Genomic DNA, 19761 nt, shown 5'->3' on the forward strand with positions numbered 1-19761 from the left:
CGACTGACACCAAAAATGTAACAATACTAAAAAGCTAGGTAGGCATTCCATCAGCTTTCGGAAGACTGGGGTCCATTTGATCCCAAGGCTGTGCGCTCTTCACGTAAATGTCACGGCTTGGCTGGTACCAACTCGGATCATCCAAACTACCCGCGAACAGGATCATTGCTCCTTCGCTTGCCTGGTTGATCAGAAACAGCGGTGATCCACATTCAGCGCAGAAACCGCGAAGCATTGCATGGCCGCGATCAGCTTGGCGCTCGAACCACTTTGGTTCACCTTTCTCTAAACTGAAATCAGTTTGTTTCACCAGCACAGCTGGAAAATAGGCACTTCCAGTGGCCTGCTGGCAATCGCGGCAATGGCAGTTACCCATGTAGCGGGCAACACCTTCGGATTTGTATCGGACTGCTCCACACGAGCACCCACCGGAAAATTGCTCAGGCAACATTATCTTTCCTCTCTAGTTCATTTTATGGAGGAGAACCGACTTCGCAAGCACCTAAAGTCTGAACCTATCTGGTTGCTATCGGGCACAGAAAGTCTGCTATCTGAACAAGGGTATTTGCGTCTAGGCTCATGCCAAATTATCCCGTCGACGCTTCGCAAGCTCGCGGTAAAGAGCGGGTGGCGTCACCCCAATCCAATCGGAGACGTGTACCCAACGGCCTTCTTTTGGAGGTCCATTAAGTTCGAGATAGGCATCCAGCCGATCTGTTACCTTTCGCAAACGCATGATCTCAATGCGCGTCCGCAGTGCCTGAAGTTCTCTGGTCGTTCGCTCAAATGCTCTTACCGATAGATTTCCCCCCCAAGAACCGTTCTCAAGGTCCTTCAAAAGCTGCGCCTTAGGTATGGCCGAAAACTTTGTCGTCCGATCCGTCACCGCATCGCAGTGATACTGATCTGCAAACAAGGACGCTTCAGCGACCAGATCGCCCGCGTTGGCAATGTGCAACGTGAGAAGCCCGCCATCTTTCAGAGCTCGCCGAAGAAGCACCTGGCCCTCTCTTACAAGGAAAGCCATTTCAACCTTATCGTTACGCCGAAAAAGATACGCGCCTGCGTCTAGTGTTCGAACAGATGCGCCTTCGAATGATGTGAGCCAATGATCTAACATGATTTATATCATGTTTCATGTTGCTCATCATATGCAATGTCTTTGCGCAAATACCGGATCAAACAAGGATATCAAACATGACAACCAAGCGCTTCGCATTTCTCATGCTGTTCTTGCCCACCTTTGCCTTTGCTCAAAACCACTCTGGAAACCACGGCTCAGCCCCATCGGACTATGCAGGGCAAGAAACGCGCCTTATCAAATCCCTTTCCGAGGACGACTTGGAAGAGATCGCACGTGGCGGCGGTTGGGGTCTTGCACGCGCCGCCGAGCTGAATGGCGTTCCCGGGCCAACGCATCTCCTTGAGCTTGCCGATGAAATCGGTCTGACCGAACAGCAGCGCCACGACATCGAGGTGATCCGGGCGCAGATGCGGGCAGACGCCATAACTGCTGGGGAGCGGTTCGTCGCGGCGGAACAATCGCTGGACGAAGCTTTTCAACTTGGTGCGCCGGATGCAGGGACACTTGAGCGGCTCGTCGTGGAGGCAGGTGAGGCGCGGGCAAACTTACGCCTGGTTCACCTCAACGCGCACCTGCTGACTTTGCCATTGCTGACTGACACTCAAGTGACCCAGTATTCGGTGCTGCGCGGCTACTCAGATGATCCATGTGACGCCGTTCCTGACGGGCATGATCCGGAGATGTGGCGCAACCATAATGGGTGCAACTAGGTTGTCCAACGGCGACACATCCTCGTGACTTGTCAAAACCATATACCCCCAGTAGGTATTTGGTATGTTTCGCTTAGTGCTGTCGATCATTCTTGTTGTTGCGTTCGCCGGTGCTTCCACCGCGTCTGTTATGCATGGCTTGAACTATGGATCGGATCACGCTGACCACCACGCCGAAATGACAGAAAACGATCCGGTGGCTGATGCAGAGAAGGCGCTTGCGGACTGCTGTGATACCACGGGCGGCATGGGATCAACGCCCTGTTTTGGTGATCTTGTAGTCACGACGGCGATTTTGCCAGTTAGTCCCTCACGCGAAATGGTCATTGGTGTGCTTTATGCTGATTTCGAGTTCTCGAACCTAACACGGGCTGTTCCGACCGGTCCTCCGAAAGTTTGAACGGCAACGGGCGCTTGTCCGCAATCCATTCAACTTTCAAATCAAAGGACCGACAGACATGATCACACGTCGTCACTTCACTAATCTTTCCGCAGCGGCTCTTGTCGTGGCCGCTCTTCCTGCGCGCGCAGGTACGCCTATGCACGTTCTCGCCTCTCCCGGGTGCGGATGCTGTCACGCATGGGCCGATTTGGCCCGCGCACGCGGCTACGCTGTCACTGTCGCAGAGCTGACCGACCCCGAGGCGCAGAAGTCAGAACGCGGCATACCGCTTGAACTGGCATCCTGTCACACCATTGAAGCGGATGGATATGTCTTCGAAGGGCATGTTCCGTTTGAAGCATTGGAAGCAGTCCTGCAGGATCGCCCAGACGTCACCGGGCTTGCCGTTCCGGGCATGCCGATGGGTTCCCCCGGCATGGGAGATGATCCGTCCGCCCGTTACGACGTCATTGCATTTGGCGGAGAGGCGGGCACCGGAACGGTGTACTACCGAGCTGGTACAGCACAGCCCTTCGACACGTGATGGCAAGTCGCAAGGCAGTTCTTATGACCGGCGGGCTCGCGCTCGCCGGTTTCGCCGCCGCCTTTGTCATGGCCCAACCCTCCGATGGGGTCGGTCTGTTGTCACCCGATGACGCTGAAGTGGTCGCCCTTGGTCAGGGCATCTACGTGGCTCAATGTGCTGCGTGCCACGGGGCGCGCCTCGAAGGGCAACCGAACTGGCGGATGCGGGGCGAAGATGGTTTGCTACCAGCACCGCCGCATGACGCGACCGGGCACACGTGGCACCACGACGATGAAACGCTCTTCACCCTGACCAAATATGGGCTTGCCGGACTGATGGAGAATGCACCCCCATCCGGTATGCCTGTCTATGAAGAAGTGCTCAGCGATGAAGAGATCATTGCCGTGCTATCCTTCATTAAATCAACCTGGCCCAGTGATATTCGAGAGCATCACGACAGACTCAATTCCCAGTCCGAATAAAGGAGAATTCAGATGATCAAACAATTTCTTCTTGGCTTGGCCGTCGCAGCCGCTCCGGTGGTTGCTGCAGCGCATTCCAAGTCCGAAGCAACGACACCTGCTGATGGTGCGACTGTCACGGAAGTTTCGGAGCTTTCGATGCGGTTCGATGATCCGATGCGCATCATTTCAGTCACGCTGACTGCAACCGATGATGACATCGAAATCGAACGCGAGACCGGTATGGAACCAGCAACGGAATTCCGAGCAGTGCCATTGGATGCGCTTGCGCCTGGAAGCTACCGTTTCGACTGGCGCGGCATGGCCTCAGACGGTCACCCGATGCAGGGTAGCTTCTCCTTCACGGTCGCGGAGTGACCGGACTGGCCCCAATCGACGGTCTTGCCGTCTTGGCCATTGTAGCCAAAGCGATTGGCTATGGCGCGGTTCTGCTCGCGATTGGGGGCGTCTTGTTTTCCTTCATCTTTGCGAAGCGCGCCGAGGCGTCTGTCCTGCGCCTTGCTAGGCAGCTTGCCGTCGGTGCGGTACTGGTTGGCCTGGCTGTGTTGGCTATACGTTTTGGCATTCGTGCCGCCCGCATATCTGGGATGGGATTTGAGGGCGCAACGGACCCGATGATGCTCGGGTTTGTTTGGGAAAGCCCACTTGGCACCGCCGCGATTTGGCGTGGATTTGGCGAACTTGCGATACTGGCGGTTTTGGTGCCTCGTATTGGGCAATGGATTGCTTTGGTGGGCAGCCTTGCCGTGGCCATATCTTTTGCTCAGGTGGGCCACGCTCTGGGTGATCCCAGGATGGTTCTTGCTGTCTTGCTTGCTCTTCACATTCTGGCCGCAGCTTTTTGGGTCGGTGCACTTATACCTTTGCGCCGCGCGGCGCTTACTCCCTCGGGCGTTGACGTGTTGCACCACTTTGGCAATGTCGCTGCTTTCGGAGTGGCCGTTCTGATCCTTGCAGGCACAGCGCTCTCCTGGCTCCTTTCAGGCTCCGTCACTGCATTATTTGGAACCGCCTATGGCTTAGGGCTTTTGCTCAAAGTCGCGATTGTTGCGGTACTTCTGGGCTTTGCGGCCTTCAATAAGGTGAGGCTCGTCCCTGCTTTGCGCGCTGGGAAACCTGGCGCGGCACATGCGCTTCGACGGTCTATTTCAGTTGAAATGCTAGCTGTGGTCCTAATCCTATTGGCAACCGCAACGATCACTAGTGTAACGACACCACCCGTCAATCTCTAACGACTTAGCCGCGCGCCTTGTCGAGCAATTCGAGCAATTCAGTGAATTTAGCCCGCTGATCCTCTCGGTCCCCCGAGGCGAGCGCATCTTCGATGCAGTGTGACGCGTGATCATCTATCACGAGCTTTTCGACGCCTTTGAGCGCCGCGCGGACTGCCGCGATCTGTGTCAGGACATCGACGCAATAACGATCTTCTTCGACCATCCGGGCGATTCCGCGGACCTGCCCTTCAAGGCGATTGAGACGTTTTAGCGTGGCTTCGCGATTGTTGTGCATGGCCTTCTTTTCGCATGGTGGCAGAGAAAAAGTCGAGAGAACACGGGATTAAATCTCGCGGTCTTGATTATATACCCTAGGGGGGTATATAGACCTAGGCAGTTCAAACGCAAGCACCGCACCCGCATACGAAGCACGCAAACGGAGAAGCCAATGCCTAAAGACGCACGCGATGTTGCTGAAATTGAAACAAATCCGGCTGAAGAAGCGGTTGGCAAAACTGCTGTGCTTTACCGAATGGCCTTGCCAGATCATCTATGCCCATCCGGGCAAAAGGCGCGTTGGCTTCTCGAACGTCAGGGCTATGACGTCGATGACCGGCTGTTCCGAACCCGCGCCGAAGTGGATGCCTTCAAGGCTAAGCACGACGTCAATACGACACCCCAGGCCTGGATCGAGGGCGAACGCGTTGGTGGCTACACAGACCTGCGCGAGAAACTAACCGGCTGGGATCCTACAGCAACAACCTATCGACCTGTGTTGTATTTGTTCGCTGTTGCAGCGCTTACCGCAGTGGCACTTTCCATTGGATTTCTCGGAGCAATCACATGGCAGACACTTGGCTGGTTCATCTCGGTGTCGATGATCCTTCTCGGTATGCAGAAACTGCGCGATGTCGAAGGCTTTACCACGATGTTCCTCAACTACGATTTACTCGCGCGAAAATGGGTGCCTTACGCCTATATCTATCCGTTCGTAGAAACCGGCGCGGGTATCCTCATGACCGGGATGATCCTGACCTGGGTGTCCGCGCCCGCTGCGCTCCTGGTTGCGAGTATCGGAGCCATCAGCGTCTTCAAAGCCGTCTACATCGACAAACGCGAGCTGAAATGCGCGTGCGTCGGAGGAAACTCCAACGTCCCGCTAGGGTTTGTCAGCCTCACCGAGAACCTGATGATGGTTGGTATGGCCGTCGTGATGCTTTGGTTGATGATTTAAAACTAGCGATCAGCAATCAAAGCGGGCCTTAGGATGCAGATCTGGAACGGCATCAATATCCCGCGACCTGTAATTTCGGCTCCTAAACCATGCTGCGGCATCCTCGAATGGCGGTTTCTCCCGCCGCGCGACAGCATGAGGTTTTTCGCTCATGCCGCATTTTCCTAGCTGCGCGCGCTCGCAGCACAAAATCATAATGGCTGAGTCGGGCTCTTTGCTGACTTTCGCCGCGACTTACAGCAAGGTCTGCTCTGGGCTCGAAGGAGACTTTCACTGCACCCGTCCCCAAAGTCGGCTTTGCGGGACAAACCCGACCTACGGCTTTGGCGATTGAACGTCCGCTTATGCTAAAACCTTTGTCTGGCAGGCCTCTGAACACGCTTTCGGCAGTTAGTCTATTTTCATCGAATGAGCCTCACACAACCGCCAACACTAACATGACAATGGCCATACCCATCATCATCAGGTTCTCGGTCAGGCTTACGAAGCCGAGCGGCACGTTCGAGTTGCCACCGACGCAGGCGCATTTCAATTCTCGCTTGTCGATATAGACGGCCTTGAACACGCTGGCTGCACCCACTGTGGCGATAAAGAGCGCAGCCGGGGCGGCAAGCGGGGTCAGCAGCATCCCCGTCATCAAAACGCCCGCGCCGGTTTCCACCCACGGATAGACATAGGCATAGGGCACCCACTTCCGCGCGAGCAGGTCGTAGTTGAGGAACATGGTCGTGAAGCCCTCGATGTCGCGGAGCTTTTGCATCCCCAGCAGGATCATCGAGACGGAGATGAACCAACCGAGGGTCTGCCACGAGATCGTCCCGAGGAAACCGATGGAGAGCGCAAGTGCTGTCGCTGCGGCGACCGCGAATAGGTAGATCACCGGCGTGTAGGTCGTCGCGTCGGGATCATAATCGGTGAGCTTCTGGCGCAGGGCGTCATATCCGCCGACCCGCTCGCCTTCGATCCACACCTGCGGTGTCGAGGGAACGTCGTATTCTTCCTTGAACGCATCGACCTCTGGGCGTTCGCGGAACAGGCGATCATCGACATCATAGCCCTTGGATTTCAGAAGCCAGCGCGCCTTTTGGCCCGCCGGACACAGATGGTTCGGCAGGGCCATGCGGTAGAGAAGGGCGGTCTTTCCGGTAGCGGTGGTGGCGGGGTCGGTCGTTACGTCTGCAACGTCGCGAGTGTCCTTTGGCATTATTGGCTTCCTTTGTCTTAGGGTTCTGTCCGGGGTGTGCCGGGGGCCGCATCCCCATTTTCTTCAATGTCTGTGATGTATCGCTGCATTTCCTCGATTTCGCTGCGCTGCGCCTCAATGATCGCATTGGCCAGTTCACGCACGCGCGGATCGGAAATGTTCGCCCTTTCGCTGGTCAGGATCGCGATGGAGTGGTGCGGGATCATCGCCTTCATCCATGCCACATCGCCCACCGTGTCCTGCGACCGAACGAGATAAATTCCGGCGGCGAAGGCGATCGCCGCGCCCGTAAAGATCGCGATGTTGGCCTTCCGATTGGAATACATGCCTAGCATGAAAGCGAGCATGATAATCGCCATCATCCCGCCCATATAAAGCGCCATCCACATCCGTGTCTGCGAGAAGAAGATATGATCGAGCGCGTAGGTGTTGAGATACATCAGGCCATACATCACCACCGTCGAGGTGCCGATCATGGCGAAGAACCGGCCATATCCGTTGCCCTTGCCCGTTCCGCTATCGTGATGCTTGTTGCCTGAAACCATTGTAGAGTTGTCCTGATGTGCCATTGTCTGCCTCTCCAATATACCCATATGGGGTATATTGCCAAAATGTCAGCCAAAGGTTCCAAAAAAGGAGCGACGCCGTATGAAGGCCAACAAGGAAAAGACGCTGGACCGCCTGTCGCGGCTAGAAGGACAGGTGCGCGGTGTCGCCAAGATGGTCGAGAGCGACCGCTACTGCATGGATATCCTGGCACAGACCGCCGCGATCCGGTCGGCCGTTCTGGGTGTAGAAAAACTGGTCTTGGAGAACCACGCCGAACACTGTGTCGAATCCGCGATTGCGAGCGGCGATGCTGAGGAACAGCGTGCGAAATTCGACGAACTGATCGGGCTTTTGCAGAAAGCATCGCGGTAGATTTTCTCAGTCTAGCGTCCGCCCGCGCCAGAGTATCGCGGCGAGCGCCAGTGCCAGAACCACGTCTATCCCGAGGCAGAACGGCCCCCACCATCCGGGCGCGGGGTTGGCGACGACCGATCCGGCGAACACATCGAAAATTCCATGCCCGAGCAGAGCTGCGGCTAGTATCCAGGACGAGGTGAGCGCGCCGATTATTGCCAGAGCCGCGAAGCCTGCCGCAAGGCCGGTATGAACGACGATTTCCAATGTGTTCCCGGTCTGGATGGCAAATACCACGTGGAAGGACGCGATGGCGACCATTGTCGTGGCCCAGGTGCCCCGCTGGTTCATCACACCGCCGATTGCCATAAGCGCAACTCTCCCACCACCGACACCGACTCCGGCCAGAAGCGGCATCCAGAACACTACGCGACCTCGAACCAGCCCATCATGCCTGACGCCTGATGCGAGAGCATGTGACAGTGCAGCATCCAGACGCCGGGATTGTCCGCAACGAAAGCAATTTCCAACGTTTCGTCTGCGCCGATCAGAACCGTATCCCGAACATCGCCCGGCATGTTGAACGCGCCGCTGCGGCGCAAGACCTCAAAATGATGCCCGTGCAGATGGATGGCGTGCGGGAACATGGAGCGGTTGGTCATTTCCAGATGCACCGTCCTGCCTAAGGCGGCGCGGAACATCGGCGCATCCATGCCATGCGCGATGCCGTTGAAAGCCCACACCATACCATTCGACGCCAACTCGCGGAAGTCCATGGTGTCCCCGCGATAGACAGCCTCGCGCATCCCCCGCATCGCGCCACCTTCCATCAGCAGCGTTTCGCGTTGGGGATTGGCAAGAACTGGTGCCGGAAGCGTGCGCCAAGCGGGCAGAGGTCTTACGTCAGCCTTGGCCGGAGTGAGCGATTCACCGGAAACGGCGAAAGTCGCGATGTCCACCCACTCATCGTTTCCGGGATCAAGCAGAAGCGTGGTTTGCCAGTCCGGGTCCAGAGGTGCGTCAATCACAACGTCCGCGCGTTGAGCCGGTCCAAGAAGGATCGTTTCCATCGCGCGTGGCGGAACGGGATGCCCGTCCAAGGCAATCAGGCGCGGTGACAGCCCTGGCAAATCCAGCTGCATGATCCGCGCCGTGGCGGTGTTGATCAGGCGCAGCCGAACCCGTTCGCCGGGTCGCAGGGTGAGCTCCGGATAAGCATTGCCATTGACCGTCACGGTATTTCCCATGCGCCCGCCATGGGCAGCGGCATGAAGATCATCCCACCTGTCTTCGACAATCGCGGCGTCCGCATCGAGCAACCAGTCATCGAGAACCAGCGTCAGCTCGCGGCTCGCAGCGCCCGGCTCACCAAGCCACGGTTCCCGGTCTTCCACAATCAACGGACCGGCCAGCCCGCGCGCGACCTGTTCCGTGCTGCGATTGTGGGCATGATACCAGTATGTACCGGGAGCGGGGGCCACGAAATCATAGTCAAAGCTTTGGCCTGGTGGGACCGGTGCTTGCGTCAGGGGGGCCGCCCCGTCCATCGCATTTTCAATGCGGATACCGTGCCAATGAACGGCGGTCGGTTGCGGCAGGTCGTTGACCAGCCGGTGCTGGACCCGGCTTCCAGCGGCGACGCGGATTTCGGGGCCGGGCACCGTTCCTGCGCCTTCTGTCGCGTAGGTCCAGACCGGCGTGCGCGGGTATCCGGCTGGGGCGAGCTGCGCTGTGGACTCAGCAGCCCGTAGAACCGGCAGGTCCGCCCCCGCGAACAGTGCCTTCGGCAGCAATGCTGCCCCAGCCAGTGAAGCGGTACCTGTCAGAAAGGTACGTCGTGAAGGTTGTGTCATCGAACGGGCTCCAATCAAAGGTTCACCGGGGGCGTGGTAATCGAGGTGAGTGTGGCTGTCGCCAGCAGGATCAGGGCAACGGCAATGATTTCCATGCGGATCGAGCGGCGCAGCCTGCCAGAGGCAGAAGGCTCGCCGGAAGAGAGAGCAGGCACGAGCTGGAGCTTGTTCTTCGCGGCCAGCCCCAGAAGCGCGGTAACGACGCCAATCTTGGCAATCAGCGTCCAACCATAGGCGGTCCCGAACAAACCGTTGAACGATCCGATCATCAGCCAGGCAAAGGTCAGGCCAGCGAAAACGAGGACCGCGACGGTCCCGCTGGCAATCCTGCCGAAGCGGTGAAGCAGGGCAGCGCCCCCGGTCCGGCCCGCCGCGCGATGCAAGGGTGCCAGAGCGCCGATCCAGAAGGCCCCGGCCAGCAGATGCACACCAACAAGACCTGCAAGAAGCCAGCGCGGATCGCCAAGGGAATGGCCCACCAGCGTGTAGGACACTGCCACCAGCAATGCGCCCAGAAGGCTTGCTGCAAGACCGATGGTCCCCTCGATCAGCACGGCAAGGATCAGCAGTTCACCCGCCCCGCGCCAGAGCGCCGCCGTGCCGAGCGGACTGTCCCAGACAAGGCCGAGCATCATGGGATCGACAGCACCTTCGAAACCCATGCCGGAAATACGGGCAGACCGAATACCGAAGCGGAGCGCCAACACCGCCAGACCGAGTAGCGCCGCCCCTACGGCGAGTTGCCGGGCCAGGCGCAGCACGTCATCCGGCGCAAATCTAAAGATCGCGACGAAGAGCGGCCCTCCGATAGCGACTAGCGCCGCCGCATATCCGGCGGATTTCGCAAGGATCGCCAGAAGAGTCCAAGTGTCTATGGGGGCCAGCCCGTCCAACGGTCAGTCCGCGACCGTAAAGTCGAAACTGCCCTGCATCGGGTGGCCGTCGGACGACAGGCCGCGCCAATCCACGGTGTAGGCTCCGGCAGGCATATCTTCGGGCGGCATGGCCCGAAACTCCGTCACTGGATCGAGGCCGGTTTCGCGGGTGATGTCCAGTTCCCCGTCAGGGCCGGTCAGGGCGATCGCGGTGACACGCATCGGATCATCGAACCGCAGCTCGATGACCTCGACAGCCTCGACTGTTGCCCCGCCCGCCGGGGTCGTGTCTTCGGCTTTCGAGTGTGCGAGCGCGGCTGTCGCCATCGCCAATGCGGCTACAAGGGCTAGAATAATCTGCTTCATTGTCTGTTCTCCATGTCGTCATGGCGTGCGCGGATGTCCTGCGGCCAGGTCGATTTGATGTAGCTGAGCACGGCGATGATCTCGTCGTCGGTCAGAACGCCATCATAGATGGGCATGTTGGATTCGTAGCCAGGATCTCCGATTAGAGCGCCGGTGCCGTATTTAGTTAGCCGGAACAGCGTGTCGCCGTCATGGTGCCACGTATGTCCGGTCTCATCGTGGGGCGGCGCGGGAAGCCGTCCGTCCGCACCGGGTGAGCGCCAGTCAGGCTGACCTTCGAGGTTCGCACCGTGGCATGAGGCGCAGTTCTCGGCATAAACCGTCTGTCCAAGGGCCACCACGTCCGGGTCGGATGGCATCAGCATGGTCTGGGCCGGTGCCGAGGTGCCCCACCCGAAGGCGAGGACAGCGGCTCCTGCAAGAACCACTGCCCCCAAACCGAGCCCGATAGTCCGGTTCACAGACCGGCCTCGTAGAAGACCTCGCCCTCACCGGCGTCGCCACCGAAGGCCAGCACTTCATAGCGCGCGGTCGGATCATCGCCCATGCCGGGCGATCCGCCGGGCATTCCGGGAACCGCGATCCCGTCAATCTCGGGGCGTTCTTCCAGCAGTTTCGCAAGGGCGGCGAACGGCACATGACCTTCGACCACATAGCCGTCGATCATCGCGGTATGGCAGGACCACATCGTGCCGGGCACTTCGTTGTCCAGCTTCACACTGGTGACATCACGGGTGTCCGTGACATCGATGTCGTAGCCTTCCTCGCGGGCCAAGGCGACCCAGGCACCACAACAGCCGCAGGTCGGGCTTTTGGTCACGTGCATCGTGCCATGATCGGCGATGCTGGAATGGTCATCCGCGTGGGCCATACTAACCGCGCCGAAGGAGGCGAGGCCAAGCGAAAGGGCGGCGGCAAGGGTGAAGGCGAGTAGTGTCTTGATCGGTTTCATGTCTTTTCCTCTCGACAGGAATACGCACGAGCAGAGCCCGTTCAGGTGTGATTGTAACGAAATGGCCGCGACACGGGGGACGCGGCAGGCATCACGCCGCGCGCGGAGGATCGAGAAGGCTGGACGGCTCGATGCCCGTCATCATCAGACGTGCGGCGGTGAAGACATCCTCACAGGTCGCGGGGGCGTCATTATGGTGGCCTGCACCGGGAAGCAGCGCGGGAAGCGCATGGCAGGTCTGGGAGCGCTCAGAGCTTCCCGAACAGCAGACCGGCTGATCGTCGGCCACTTCATCCATCGCAACGTGACTATGCTCCACGACAGCCGCATGGCCCGCATCCATCGCCCCGGAGATCGAAGCGGACAGCGCAACCAAGACAACAAGAAGTAGCCGGATCAAACCCATACCGCATACCTACATGGGGTATGTGGATGTTTGCAAGCCGTAAGCCGCGATACATCCTGTCGCGAGCGTCAATGCGCGTGCGCATCGACCCCGAACGCCATCATCAGATGATGTTCGCGATGATGATCCTGGCTCGCCATCAGGCCGAAGAAGCCCAATCCCTTGATCCGGGCAACGACGCCGGGATCAACGCTGGTAACGCGCAGCTCGACGCCGTTTTCGACTTCGGCTGCGTCCACTGTCCAGCGATCATCCCGTGCGAGCTGCGCGGCATGGGCAGGAACCATGCGGCGAAGCGTGGCAATCGTTTCCAAATCGCCGGTCGCCATCATCAACAACCCGTCCGGCAGGTCCGTTTCCGTCACGACAGCATCCGACACGAGCCGATCCATATCGACCAGATGTGCCCGTAGCCCCGCGAGCTCGACCCGAGACCAGTCCGTGTCGGCAGCGGCTTCCAGCACACGCACCACTTCAGAGAGCGCCGCGAAAGCGCCTTGACCCGGTTCGGTCAGAACTCCACGGTCGGCAGTTTCAGCCTGACCATGTGCGGCATGATCCATCCCTGCATCATGATCGGTGTGCATCGTTTGTGCCAATGCAATGGCCGCGCCGCCCAAAACGGCCGTTGCCGCCAGGATCACGTTCAATTTCATTCCCGTTCCTCACTTGAGTTTCATCGTACCCTACTGGATGTGTCCGAATGCGCGTATGATTTCTATCATGTCTGAATGGCGGTACATATTCGACAGCGTGCCGGTGCGGGCCCTTGAGCAAGGAGAGACCCTGTTCCGGCGGGAGGATCGGGTCAGCCGCGTGTATCTGGTACGCAAGGGCGCGGTAGCGCTGGAACGTGCGATGACAGACGGAACCTCACTGACCTTACATATCGCGACGGCGGGCGGGGCGCTGGCCGAGGCGTCGCTGTTCGCTGAAACCTACCATTGCGATGCGGTTGCGCGAACGACTGCCGAGGTGGCCGCCGTAAGACGCAAAGATTTTCTGAATGCGTTACGAGACAAGCCGGATGCGACCCTGAGCCTCATCGAAATCCATGCCCGAGAGGTTCAGGCACAGCGTGCGCGCATCGAGATCCTGCGCCTGCGGCGCGTCTCCGACAGGCTGGATGCTTGGCTTGAGCTTCGCGGAGAGCCGGAGAAGGGCGAGTGGATCAGGGTCGCGGATCAGATCGGTGTGTCGCCGCCTGCGCTTTATCGCGAGCTGGCGCGGCGGCGGTAACTCACAGCATTTGAGAAGCGTCGTCAGGCAGGTCGTGCGCACCGATACAGAGCCTGTGATCGCCGAGAACCTCAATGACGCGACACTTTCCGGCATGGCCGGGATCATCCGCGTCAGCCATCCGCACCAGCTCTTCCCGAAGCTGCGCGAGAATGGTCAACCTTCTGTCCACAGCCGCGAGCTGCTTCCGTGCGATCTCGTGGGCCGGTTCGCAATCCTCTGACGGAGCTTCAGCCAGCGCCATGAGATCGGCGATGTCATCGAGACCGAAGCCCAGTTCCCGCGCGTGACGTAGGAAGGCAAGCCGTTCGAGCGCCGCTTCGTCGTAGCGCCTCTGCCCGCCCCTCGTGCGCGCAGGCGACGGTATTAGACCCCGGTTTTCGTAGTAGCGGATCGTTGTCACCTTCACACCGGCATGGCGCGACATCTGCCCGATTGAGTATTCTTTCATGTCGCCCCTTGAACCTACAGTCGCTGTAGATCGTATCTATCCTGAAACGATACGAATCGAAAGGAGTTACCGCTATGGGGCACGGCCATCACCATCACATCGATCCCGAGGCAGGGGACCGCAGGGTTTTCGCTGCCATCGCGGTCAATATGGGCCTGACGGTCGCGCAGATCGTGGGCGGCATGGTTTCCGGCTCGCTGGCGCTTATCGCGGACGCGCTGCACAACTTTTCCGATGCGATCTCGCTCATCATCGCCTTCGCGGCCCGGAAGATCGCGCGGCGACCGAGGGATGCGGAGATGACCTTTGGCTATGGCCGGGTCGAGGTCGTGGCGGCGCTCATCAACTACACCACGCTGATCGTGATCGGTCTCTATCTGCTCTACGAGGCCGCGATGCGCTTTGTTGATCCGCAGCCGGTCGAAGGCTGGCTGATCGTCATCATCGCAGGCATCGCGCTGATCGTGGACGCGGTGACGGCGGCGCTTACCTACGCCATGTCCAAATCCAGCGTGAACATCCGTGCGGCCTTCCTGCACAACGTGGCCGACGCGCTCGGCTCTGTCGCCGTGATCGTCGCGGGCACGCTGATCCTGCTCTACGACTGGCGGCTGATCGACCCGCTCGTGACGGTGCTGATCGCAAGCTATATCCTGTGGCAATCGTTCCGGGAAATCGGACCCGTGATCCGTATCCTGATGCTCGGCTCGCCGCCCGAGATCGAAACGGATGCGGTTCTTGAAGCCATGCGCGGGATCGACGGAGTGACAGGTATCCACCACGCGCATTTCTGGCAGATGGATGAACACTGTGCAGCACTGGACGCGCATGTCGTCATCGCCGAGGGGCGTTGGTCCGACGCAGACGCCGTGAAGGAGCGGATCAAAGCTGCACTGACCGACCACTTCGACATCGAGCACACCACGCTTGAGCTGGAATGCGCGCGCCACGCTTGCGACGACCTGTCCGAGTTCGGCGGGCGGGGGCATGGCGAAGAGCGGCACGAATGAGCGATGCCAGTCGCTTCCTTCTGACTATCGTCCTGCCTCGCGAACCAGCTTTGACCACGATGCTCGTCTGAACAACATGCCGTGATATGCCGTGCAGTTCAAAAAGCCGACATTGGTTCAACTCGCAGCATCGGTGAGTCTGGGCTCACTGCCGCCATCGGATGCGGCGCAGCATCTGCTCATCTTAGCGTCGGCGCGACGACACGAACGGCCCAAAGCGGTCATTCGCTTGATGAAGAATTTGCGCTCACAGCATATTTCATTGGCTCCATTTGGTTCGTGCACAGTGTGATTTGAAATCTGTTAGATTTGCCTCCTTTAGATGAAGGAGCAACTCATGAACTATTCCCGCCAAGTAACTCGGTTTCTCAAGTGCGATGGCTTAGACAATCCTTGCCGCTTTATGACAGCTGAGAAAGTGCTGGCGCTCGCAATAAGAAGCACGCCTCACTGGCACACTCTTTCCACTGGGAGGCACATTGGCATCCATCGTCCTGATGCAAAGATTTGCAACTGGACGGCTCGAATACTGTCGAAGGACAAGCAGTACCGTCAAAGATGCCTTGGTTCGGCACTCGAGTTCGGCAATGGTTCGCTCACATATCGCGAAGCGCTGGAACGGGCTATTGAGTGGTTTGACACCGACGAGGTCAAGGCGCTGGCGGCCACCTCACGACCAGTTGGACGGGTCAGTGACGTCAATATTTGCCCTATCGGTGATATCTATACTGTTGGCCACGCAATGAAGGACTATTGTGACTGGACACGCTTAGCCCGATCCGCTGGGGGCCATTACAACAACCTTGTTCTGATTAATTACCATATCGTCCCGAGTTATGCGCATATACCACTGGAGCAATTTAACGCACGCCATCTAAGGGAACTGGCAAAACAAGTTTTGGAAACACCACCTAAGTACGGGTTTCGGAATAAACAACCACGCCAGCGCGTCGAGGAATTATCGCCAGACGAACTTAGACGCCGGAAGCGGACGTTTAATTCTCTCGTAACGATCCTCAAGATGGCCTTCAAACACGCTTGGGACAATTCGGAGATTAACTCGGAACGCCCATGGCGATGTCTGAAGAGGGTCGCCGTCAACCATACGCCAAGAACTATTTTCCTTGATCGTTCTGAATGCCAACGGTTGCTAGCGGAGTGTACGCCCGCTCTGCGCAACCTCGTACTTGCTGCTCTTTACAGTGGCTGTCGCGTTGGAGAACTCGGAAATCTCGTGGTTGGTGATGTCGCGCAGCAAGGTTATGGATTGCGTGTCGCTGCTTTCAAACGTTCACCTGCTCGCTTTGTCTTTCTTCCAGACGAAGGCATGGCATTTTTCCTCGGTCTTTGCCGAGATAAGGGATCACAGGACTTTGTTCTCATGTCTGACATGGGTAAACCATGGCGCAGGCAGCATACCCAATTATTCCGGCGAGCCGTTGCGAGAGCGGGCCTACCCAGTGACCTGGTGTTCCATGGCCTGAGGCACACCTATGCGAGCGACCTTGTGCGACGTGGGGTGCCTCTCGACATTGTGGCAAAACAGTTAGGGCACGCAAGCAGTAATACCGTCAGCAATACATATGGTCATTTCGCTGAGCAGTTTCGCGAAGAGCAGGTACGCACACGCTTTAGTCCGCTCAGCAATGATCAGGTCGTAAACGCTGAAGCTATGAAGCCGGAGTTGGACCGCATCTGGAGCAACCTACAAACTGACAACTGGCGGGAGTATGTGCGCATCGATGCTGGAACGTTGCATCCCCGCCAATCATTCGCGAATCCGGTGAGGGAGATTGCTGAATATTTTGATGAGGTCGATGGGGTGGTTGGACAACGTTCAACGAAACAGATGCATTAAAGCAAGACCATAGCGTTAACTCTTTGTTAATGAAGTCCCTACAAGATGGGATATTAACTTGTCTCGGAGCCTGCTATGACCCGCCTCATAATCGATGGGCCAGCCTTCTTTCTGCTAAGTCAAGCTGAGTTCACAGCGTCCCTTGGCCGCTTCAATTCTATGAGCGTTCGCCTCACCCGACTTCTCACCTTGAATGAAGCGAAGCAAGAAAACTGCCCAATGTTAGAAGCATCCATTCAACGTTTCGGAGAAATGGCTGGGACTAGCGGTTTTGAAATATCAGACTGGCGCTTGATGCCGAACTTTAACCATGTCGATCTCCTGCTCGAGGCAAGGTTTCGCGAAGAAAATTAGCCACGAATAACCAATCGAGATTTCGCGGCCCATTGCTGCCGTTCGCAGAGGCTCAAGGCGCTACATTGCAGCTTCCCCAAAGCGGCCGTTCGTCGTTCATGCAGCATTTAAGCTCGTCAGATGTCCACATTGCGGGACAAAACGTGAATTCGCTGCGGTTGTGCCGATGTCTGCTTTAAGCAACTATGCCAAATATCACTTGGCTGCGAAATGCCAGAAAACTCCACAAATAGTTGCCAGAATGGCGGCGACGAAGGGAGTTTATAACAGTTCAAAAAATAAATACTATCAACGATATATGGCTAAATACAAAGTAATCTGTAGCAGTTTTCTTAACTGATTTCATAAGACACGCCAATATCGATCAAGCTTACTCGTTGTTCACAATGCAAGGAACCTTACTCCACCCCGATAGGAGTGCGTTCAACACGGTCGAATTGCCATCAACAACTTGCCAAAGATTTTCACTGAGCGGGCTTACCGAAATAGGTTGTCTCTTTTCCATGTCACCATTTGCTGCTTGGCGCATATACTCGTTTGCATTCAGTATACCCCGCTGCCTTGCTCGTGAATTAACCAGTGCAGCAAGCTCAAGGAAGATCACGTCGCCCTCCAACCTGAAGAAGTCTGTTGGATTATCAGGAAGAGAAACCAGCCCCTGCACAAACTCCCGCTCCAAAGTAGCCTCTGCAATGCTTCCATCTTCAGCAAGCAGTTTGTAAGTGACTGACATTTCCTGCCCTTTTGTTGCCATGTTCCGAAGCTACGCTATCATGATATCAATTCTTCACGGAACCGCCGCTGTTGCGCGACACCCTTGCGTCACCACGGTGAGTATACTAAATATTAATGTATAGAGCCGTAAGGTTCACCAAAAATGAGGCAGACTACATGGCAAATCGAGTATACATTCCGCCGATCATCAAAAAGCGGACCAGGAAGAATCCCCAGCGGGTTACCCGATAGCGTTTTCTATTTCACCTAGTCGTCTCCACGCCAACCTAGCGTGAAGTTCGTAGGTTTCAGAGGCATACTCTGCCTCTCGTTCGTTCAAGGTATCCTTGCCCATTTCGATGAGGTCGATACCTTGTCGGACTTCCTCAGCACTAGTGCCGAACACGACTTTTTCCATTCCCTCCATGTCATGAAACGACGACGGGTCTTCAGCTCGCATCGTCTCGCAATCCTCTGCCAGGCTACGCACTCGTTCAGCAGTTCGCATTCGTAAGTCAGGCTTGGATGGCAGAAAGTACTCTCTTTCTAGTAAGAAGTGTATTAAATTGAATTTCGCGTACTTGATGTCCTCTAAGCCGAGGGCATCGAAGAGTTCAATGATCTTTTCACTTAGGTCAATGGCGACCTCGTTGTGGCCTAGGGCTTGGCAAGACAACGGAGCGAAAAAGACTTCAGCATGATGAATATTGCTTGGGTCTACGGTAAGCAATCTGGAAGCCTCTTCTAACCAGTCTTGAATAAGTTCAATGGCAAAGTCTTCGCTATTTGGTCGCCTTGACAACACCGCCAAGTAGGTCGCAATCCACCAAGCCTCACGGGCAGATGGCTTTGACAATAAGCTTACTTTCCGCGTTATCGCCACCAGTGGATCATCGTTATGCCTCCAGTTGATTACCTCTTCTTCAAGTCGATCAATCTCTTCAAAAACTGCCCTTGCTCCGTCACCGAACAGACCAGCATCTGTAGAAAACTCTCGCAACTGGCCTATCGTGTGCTTACCGACAAGTTGCCGCCAGAATTTTTCCTGCTGCCACCTTTCTTGGATCAAGTTGCGCAAGGTTTCACTTTGAACTTCTATGGCCTGCAAGGTGCTGCCAAGCGAAGACATTAGGCGATCCAGCCTATTATCCAGTGAACCCTGAGGCTTATAGTTAAGATCATGCATCTTGGCTGACCAAGAGTCATGCAGCATCGTCTTGATCTGAAGTTCACAATAGGCAGCACGGAAGTCTAACACGGAATAGAGGTCGACATGGGTGGCATAGTATCCAGGCCGTTCAATCACCTCGACCTTCATGGTGATATCGTCTGCGTTTACCCTTTCCCGCAGTTTGCCAATCACTTGGTTGATCTGATCGGGATACTGAACGACGATGGTTGCGCCGACGATATCAGTTACGTCACAAGGGTTGAAATCAAGCCCCTCGGCGCGACGCTCCATCACCTTTTTCGCGATCTTCAGGCTGGATTTAAGTTGAGCGCCACCTTGCTTGTCTAGGCGTGAATAAACGCGACTAACTACATTAGGACCAAGTTCTTGCTTGATGCTATTGCATTGATCAACAACGGCGGTGCAAAATCCAGTGTATCGATTTACTCGTTCTTCGGTCATATAAGATGACACTTCATCAATAATTGACTTGTCAATCACGCTTAATACCCTCCGCATTATTCACGCTAAGATGCATTAAAACAAGAATTGGTCAACTGGCACACGGAAAGTTGGAATGCTGCATTTAAGAAGTTGAGTAATCCCAACCCAACATTTCTCACAAACGGTGATTTATGAGAAGGCCGTTGTGAACCTTTGGCTGATCCATTTCGAACACCTCAGCCATTCTCAAGACTCGCGCTCGAAACCTAACCCCCATAACTTTGCTGTCGGTTGAGTGAAAAGAACAACGAAAGCCGACTTTCAGGCGC

At 56.7% G+C, this 19761-nt stretch carries 28 protein-coding genes; 12 read left to right on the plus strand and 16 right to left on the minus strand.

Features of this window, described 5'->3' with window-relative positions:
- Positions 1–34 precede the first annotated feature (34 nt).
- Together Z946_RS0102835 and Z946_RS0102840 are read right to left on the minus strand one after the other, a co-directional pair.
- The gene (locus tag Z946_RS0102835) at positions 35–451 is read right to left on the minus strand and encodes a GFA family protein (protein ID WP_037969028.1); all 417 of its coding nucleotides are present in this window, start codon (positions 449–451) and stop codon (positions 35–37) included.
- A gap of 126 nt (positions 452–577) precedes the next feature.
- Positions 578–1120, minus strand: coding sequence for a Crp/Fnr family transcriptional regulator (locus Z946_RS0102840; RefSeq protein ID WP_025054230.1), 543 nt, complete (start codon positions 1118–1120; stop codon positions 578–580).
- Positions 1121–1197: 77 nt separating this feature from the next.
- Here Z946_RS0102840 and Z946_RS0102845 point away from each other — a divergent pair, with 77 nt between their 5' ends.
- The 6 genes from Z946_RS0102845 to Z946_RS0102870 all read left to right on the plus strand — a co-directional run bounded on the left by Z946_RS0102845 (position 1198) and on the right by Z946_RS0102870 (position 4416).
- Positions 1198–1794, plus strand: a complete 597-nt coding sequence (locus Z946_RS0102845; protein WP_025054231.1) for a hypothetical protein — start codon at positions 1198–1200, stop codon at positions 1792–1794.
- A 64-nt stretch (positions 1795–1858) separates the two neighbouring features.
- On the plus strand, positions 1859–2194 hold the full coding sequence (locus Z946_RS0102850) for a hypothetical protein (RefSeq protein WP_025054232.1): 336 nt from the start codon (positions 1859–1861) through the stop codon (positions 2192–2194).
- 58 nt (positions 2195–2252) lie between these two features.
- Positions 2253–2720, plus strand: a complete 468-nt coding sequence (locus tag Z946_RS0102855; RefSeq protein ID WP_037969029.1) for a DUF411 domain-containing protein — start codon at positions 2253–2255, stop codon at positions 2718–2720.
- A 23-nt stretch (positions 2721–2743) separates the two neighbouring features.
- The gene (locus tag Z946_RS0102860; RefSeq protein WP_025054234.1) at positions 2744–3184 is read left to right on the plus strand and encodes a c-type cytochrome; all 441 of its coding nucleotides are present in this window, start codon (positions 2744–2746) and stop codon (positions 3182–3184) included.
- 12 nt (positions 3185–3196) lie between these two features.
- Positions 3197–3541: a copper resistance CopC family protein gene (locus Z946_RS0102865; protein WP_025054235.1), complete on the plus strand. Its 345-nt coding sequence runs from the start codon at positions 3197–3199 to the stop codon at positions 3539–3541.
- Complete coding sequence (locus Z946_RS0102870) at positions 3538–4416, plus strand: CopD family protein (protein WP_025054236.1); 879 nt, start codon at positions 3538–3540, stop codon at positions 4414–4416. Before Z946_RS0102865 ends, Z946_RS0102870 begins: the two co-directional genes overlap by 4 nt.
- A 4-nt stretch (positions 4417–4420) precedes the next feature.
- On the opposite strand, the gene Z946_RS0102875 is transcribed toward Z946_RS0102870, so the two are convergent.
- A complete protein-coding gene (locus tag Z946_RS0102875; protein WP_025054237.1) occupies positions 4421–4693 on the minus strand; it encodes a metal-sensitive transcriptional regulator in 273 nt (90 codons plus the stop codon).
- A 153-nt stretch (positions 4694–4846) separates the two neighbouring features.
- Here Z946_RS0102875 and Z946_RS0102880 point away from each other — a divergent pair, with 153 nt between their 5' ends.
- Entirely contained in the window at positions 4847–5632 is a 786-nt protein-coding gene (locus Z946_RS0102880) for a MauE/DoxX family redox-associated membrane protein (protein WP_025054238.1), read from the plus strand.
- Between the two features lie 415 nt (positions 5633–6047).
- Here the strand turns inward: Z946_RS0102880 and Z946_RS0102885 are convergent, their stop codons facing one another.
- Both Z946_RS0102885 and Z946_RS0102890 read right to left on the minus strand, forming a co-directional pair.
- A complete protein-coding gene (locus Z946_RS0102885) occupies positions 6048–6836 on the minus strand; it encodes a MauE/DoxX family redox-associated membrane protein (protein WP_025054239.1) in 789 nt (262 codons plus the stop codon).
- A 17-nt stretch (positions 6837–6853) separates the two neighbouring features.
- Positions 6854–7405, minus strand: coding sequence for a DUF305 domain-containing protein (locus Z946_RS0102890; protein WP_241461293.1), 552 nt, complete (start codon positions 7403–7405; stop codon positions 6854–6856).
- A gap of 79 nt (positions 7406–7484) precedes the next feature.
- Between Z946_RS0102890 and Z946_RS0102895 the strand changes: the two genes are divergently transcribed.
- Positions 7485–7757 (plus strand): metal-sensitive transcriptional regulator, encoded by a 273-nt coding sequence (locus Z946_RS0102895; RefSeq protein WP_025054241.1) that lies wholly within the window; start codon positions 7485–7487, stop codon positions 7755–7757.
- A 6-nt stretch (positions 7758–7763) separates the two neighbouring features.
- Here Z946_RS0102895 and Z946_RS20965 read toward each other — a convergent pair whose 3' ends face one another.
- From Z946_RS20965 to Z946_RS20375, 8 genes are all read right to left on the minus strand, one after another.
- Positions 7764–8156 (minus strand): hypothetical protein, encoded by a 393-nt coding sequence (locus Z946_RS20965; RefSeq protein WP_152540545.1) that lies wholly within the window; start codon positions 8154–8156, stop codon positions 7764–7766.
- An 8-nt stretch (positions 8157–8164) separates the two neighbouring features.
- Positions 8165–9592 carry a multicopper oxidase family protein gene (locus tag Z946_RS0102905; RefSeq protein ID WP_025054243.1) on the minus strand — a complete coding sequence of 476 codons (1428 nt, stop codon included), beginning with the start codon at positions 9590–9592 and terminating at the stop codon, positions 8165–8167.
- 14 nt (positions 9593–9606) lie between these two features.
- On the minus strand, positions 9607–10485 hold the full coding sequence (locus Z946_RS0102910; protein ID WP_025054244.1) for a copper resistance D family protein: 879 nt from the start codon (positions 10483–10485) through the stop codon (positions 9607–9609).
- A 3-nt stretch (positions 10486–10488) separates the two neighbouring features.
- Positions 10489–10833, minus strand: a complete 345-nt coding sequence (locus tag Z946_RS0102915; RefSeq protein WP_025054245.1) for a copper resistance CopC family protein — start codon at positions 10831–10833, stop codon at positions 10489–10491.
- Positions 10830–11294 (minus strand): c-type cytochrome, encoded by a 465-nt coding sequence (locus Z946_RS0102920; protein WP_025054246.1) that lies wholly within the window; start codon positions 11292–11294, stop codon positions 10830–10832. The genes Z946_RS0102915 and Z946_RS0102920 overlap by 4 nt, the downstream gene beginning before the upstream one ends.
- The gene (locus Z946_RS0102925; RefSeq protein ID WP_025054247.1) at positions 11291–11785 is read right to left on the minus strand and encodes a DUF411 domain-containing protein; all 495 of its coding nucleotides are present in this window, start codon (positions 11783–11785) and stop codon (positions 11291–11293) included. The genes Z946_RS0102920 and Z946_RS0102925 overlap by 4 nt, the downstream gene beginning before the upstream one ends.
- Positions 11786–11876: 91 nt before the next feature.
- Positions 11877–12191 (minus strand): hypothetical protein, encoded by a 315-nt coding sequence (locus Z946_RS0102930; protein ID WP_025054248.1) that lies wholly within the window; start codon positions 12189–12191, stop codon positions 11877–11879.
- Positions 12192–12259: 68 nt separating this feature from the next.
- Positions 12260–12847 carry a hypothetical protein gene (locus Z946_RS20375; RefSeq protein ID WP_025054249.1) on the minus strand — a complete coding sequence of 196 codons (588 nt, stop codon included), beginning with the start codon at positions 12845–12847 and terminating at the stop codon, positions 12260–12262.
- Between the two features lie 67 nt (positions 12848–12914).
- Here Z946_RS20375 and Z946_RS0102940 point away from each other — a divergent pair, with 67 nt between their 5' ends.
- Complete coding sequence (locus Z946_RS0102940) at positions 12915–13430, plus strand: Crp/Fnr family transcriptional regulator (protein ID WP_160170262.1); 516 nt, start codon at positions 12915–12917, stop codon at positions 13428–13430.
- 1 nt (position 13431) lies between these two features.
- On the opposite strand, the gene Z946_RS0102945 is transcribed toward Z946_RS0102940, so the two are convergent.
- The gene (locus Z946_RS0102945; RefSeq protein ID WP_025054251.1) at positions 13432–13881 is read right to left on the minus strand and encodes a MerR family transcriptional regulator; all 450 of its coding nucleotides are present in this window, start codon (positions 13879–13881) and stop codon (positions 13432–13434) included.
- A gap of 74 nt (positions 13882–13955) precedes the next feature.
- On the opposite strand from Z946_RS0102945, the gene Z946_RS0102950 reads away from it, so the two are divergent.
- The 3 genes from Z946_RS0102950 (at position 13956) to Z946_RS0102960 (ending at position 17103) form a co-directional block, all read left to right on the plus strand.
- Positions 13956–14891 carry a cation diffusion facilitator family transporter gene (locus Z946_RS0102950; protein ID WP_025054252.1) on the plus strand — a complete coding sequence of 312 codons (936 nt, stop codon included), beginning with the start codon at positions 13956–13958 and terminating at the stop codon, positions 14889–14891.
- Positions 14892–15228: 337 nt separating this feature from the next.
- Positions 15229–16749 carry a tyrosine-type recombinase/integrase gene (locus Z946_RS0102955; protein WP_025054253.1) on the plus strand — a complete coding sequence of 507 codons (1521 nt, stop codon included), beginning with the start codon at positions 15229–15231 and terminating at the stop codon, positions 16747–16749.
- A gap of 75 nt (positions 16750–16824) precedes the next feature.
- On the plus strand, positions 16825–17103 hold the full coding sequence (locus tag Z946_RS0102960; protein ID WP_025054254.1) for a hypothetical protein: 279 nt from the start codon (positions 16825–16827) through the stop codon (positions 17101–17103).
- A 370-nt stretch (positions 17104–17473) separates the two neighbouring features.
- Here the strand turns inward: Z946_RS0102960 and Z946_RS0102965 are convergent, their stop codons facing one another.
- Entirely contained in the window at positions 17474–17836 is a 363-nt protein-coding gene (locus tag Z946_RS0102965) for a ParB N-terminal domain-containing protein (protein WP_025054255.1), read from the minus strand.
- 222 nt (positions 17837–18058) lie between these two features.
- Positions 18059–19450, minus strand: a complete 1392-nt coding sequence (locus tag Z946_RS0102970) for a nucleotidyltransferase family protein (RefSeq protein ID WP_160170263.1) — start codon at positions 19448–19450, stop codon at positions 18059–18061.
- Between the last annotated feature and the right edge of the window lie 311 nt (positions 19451–19761).

Origin of the sequence: Sulfitobacter noctilucicola (assembly GCF_000622385.1) — a bacterium.
Classification (GTDB): domain Bacteria; phylum Pseudomonadota; class Alphaproteobacteria; order Rhodobacterales; family Rhodobacteraceae; genus Sulfitobacter; species Sulfitobacter noctilucicola.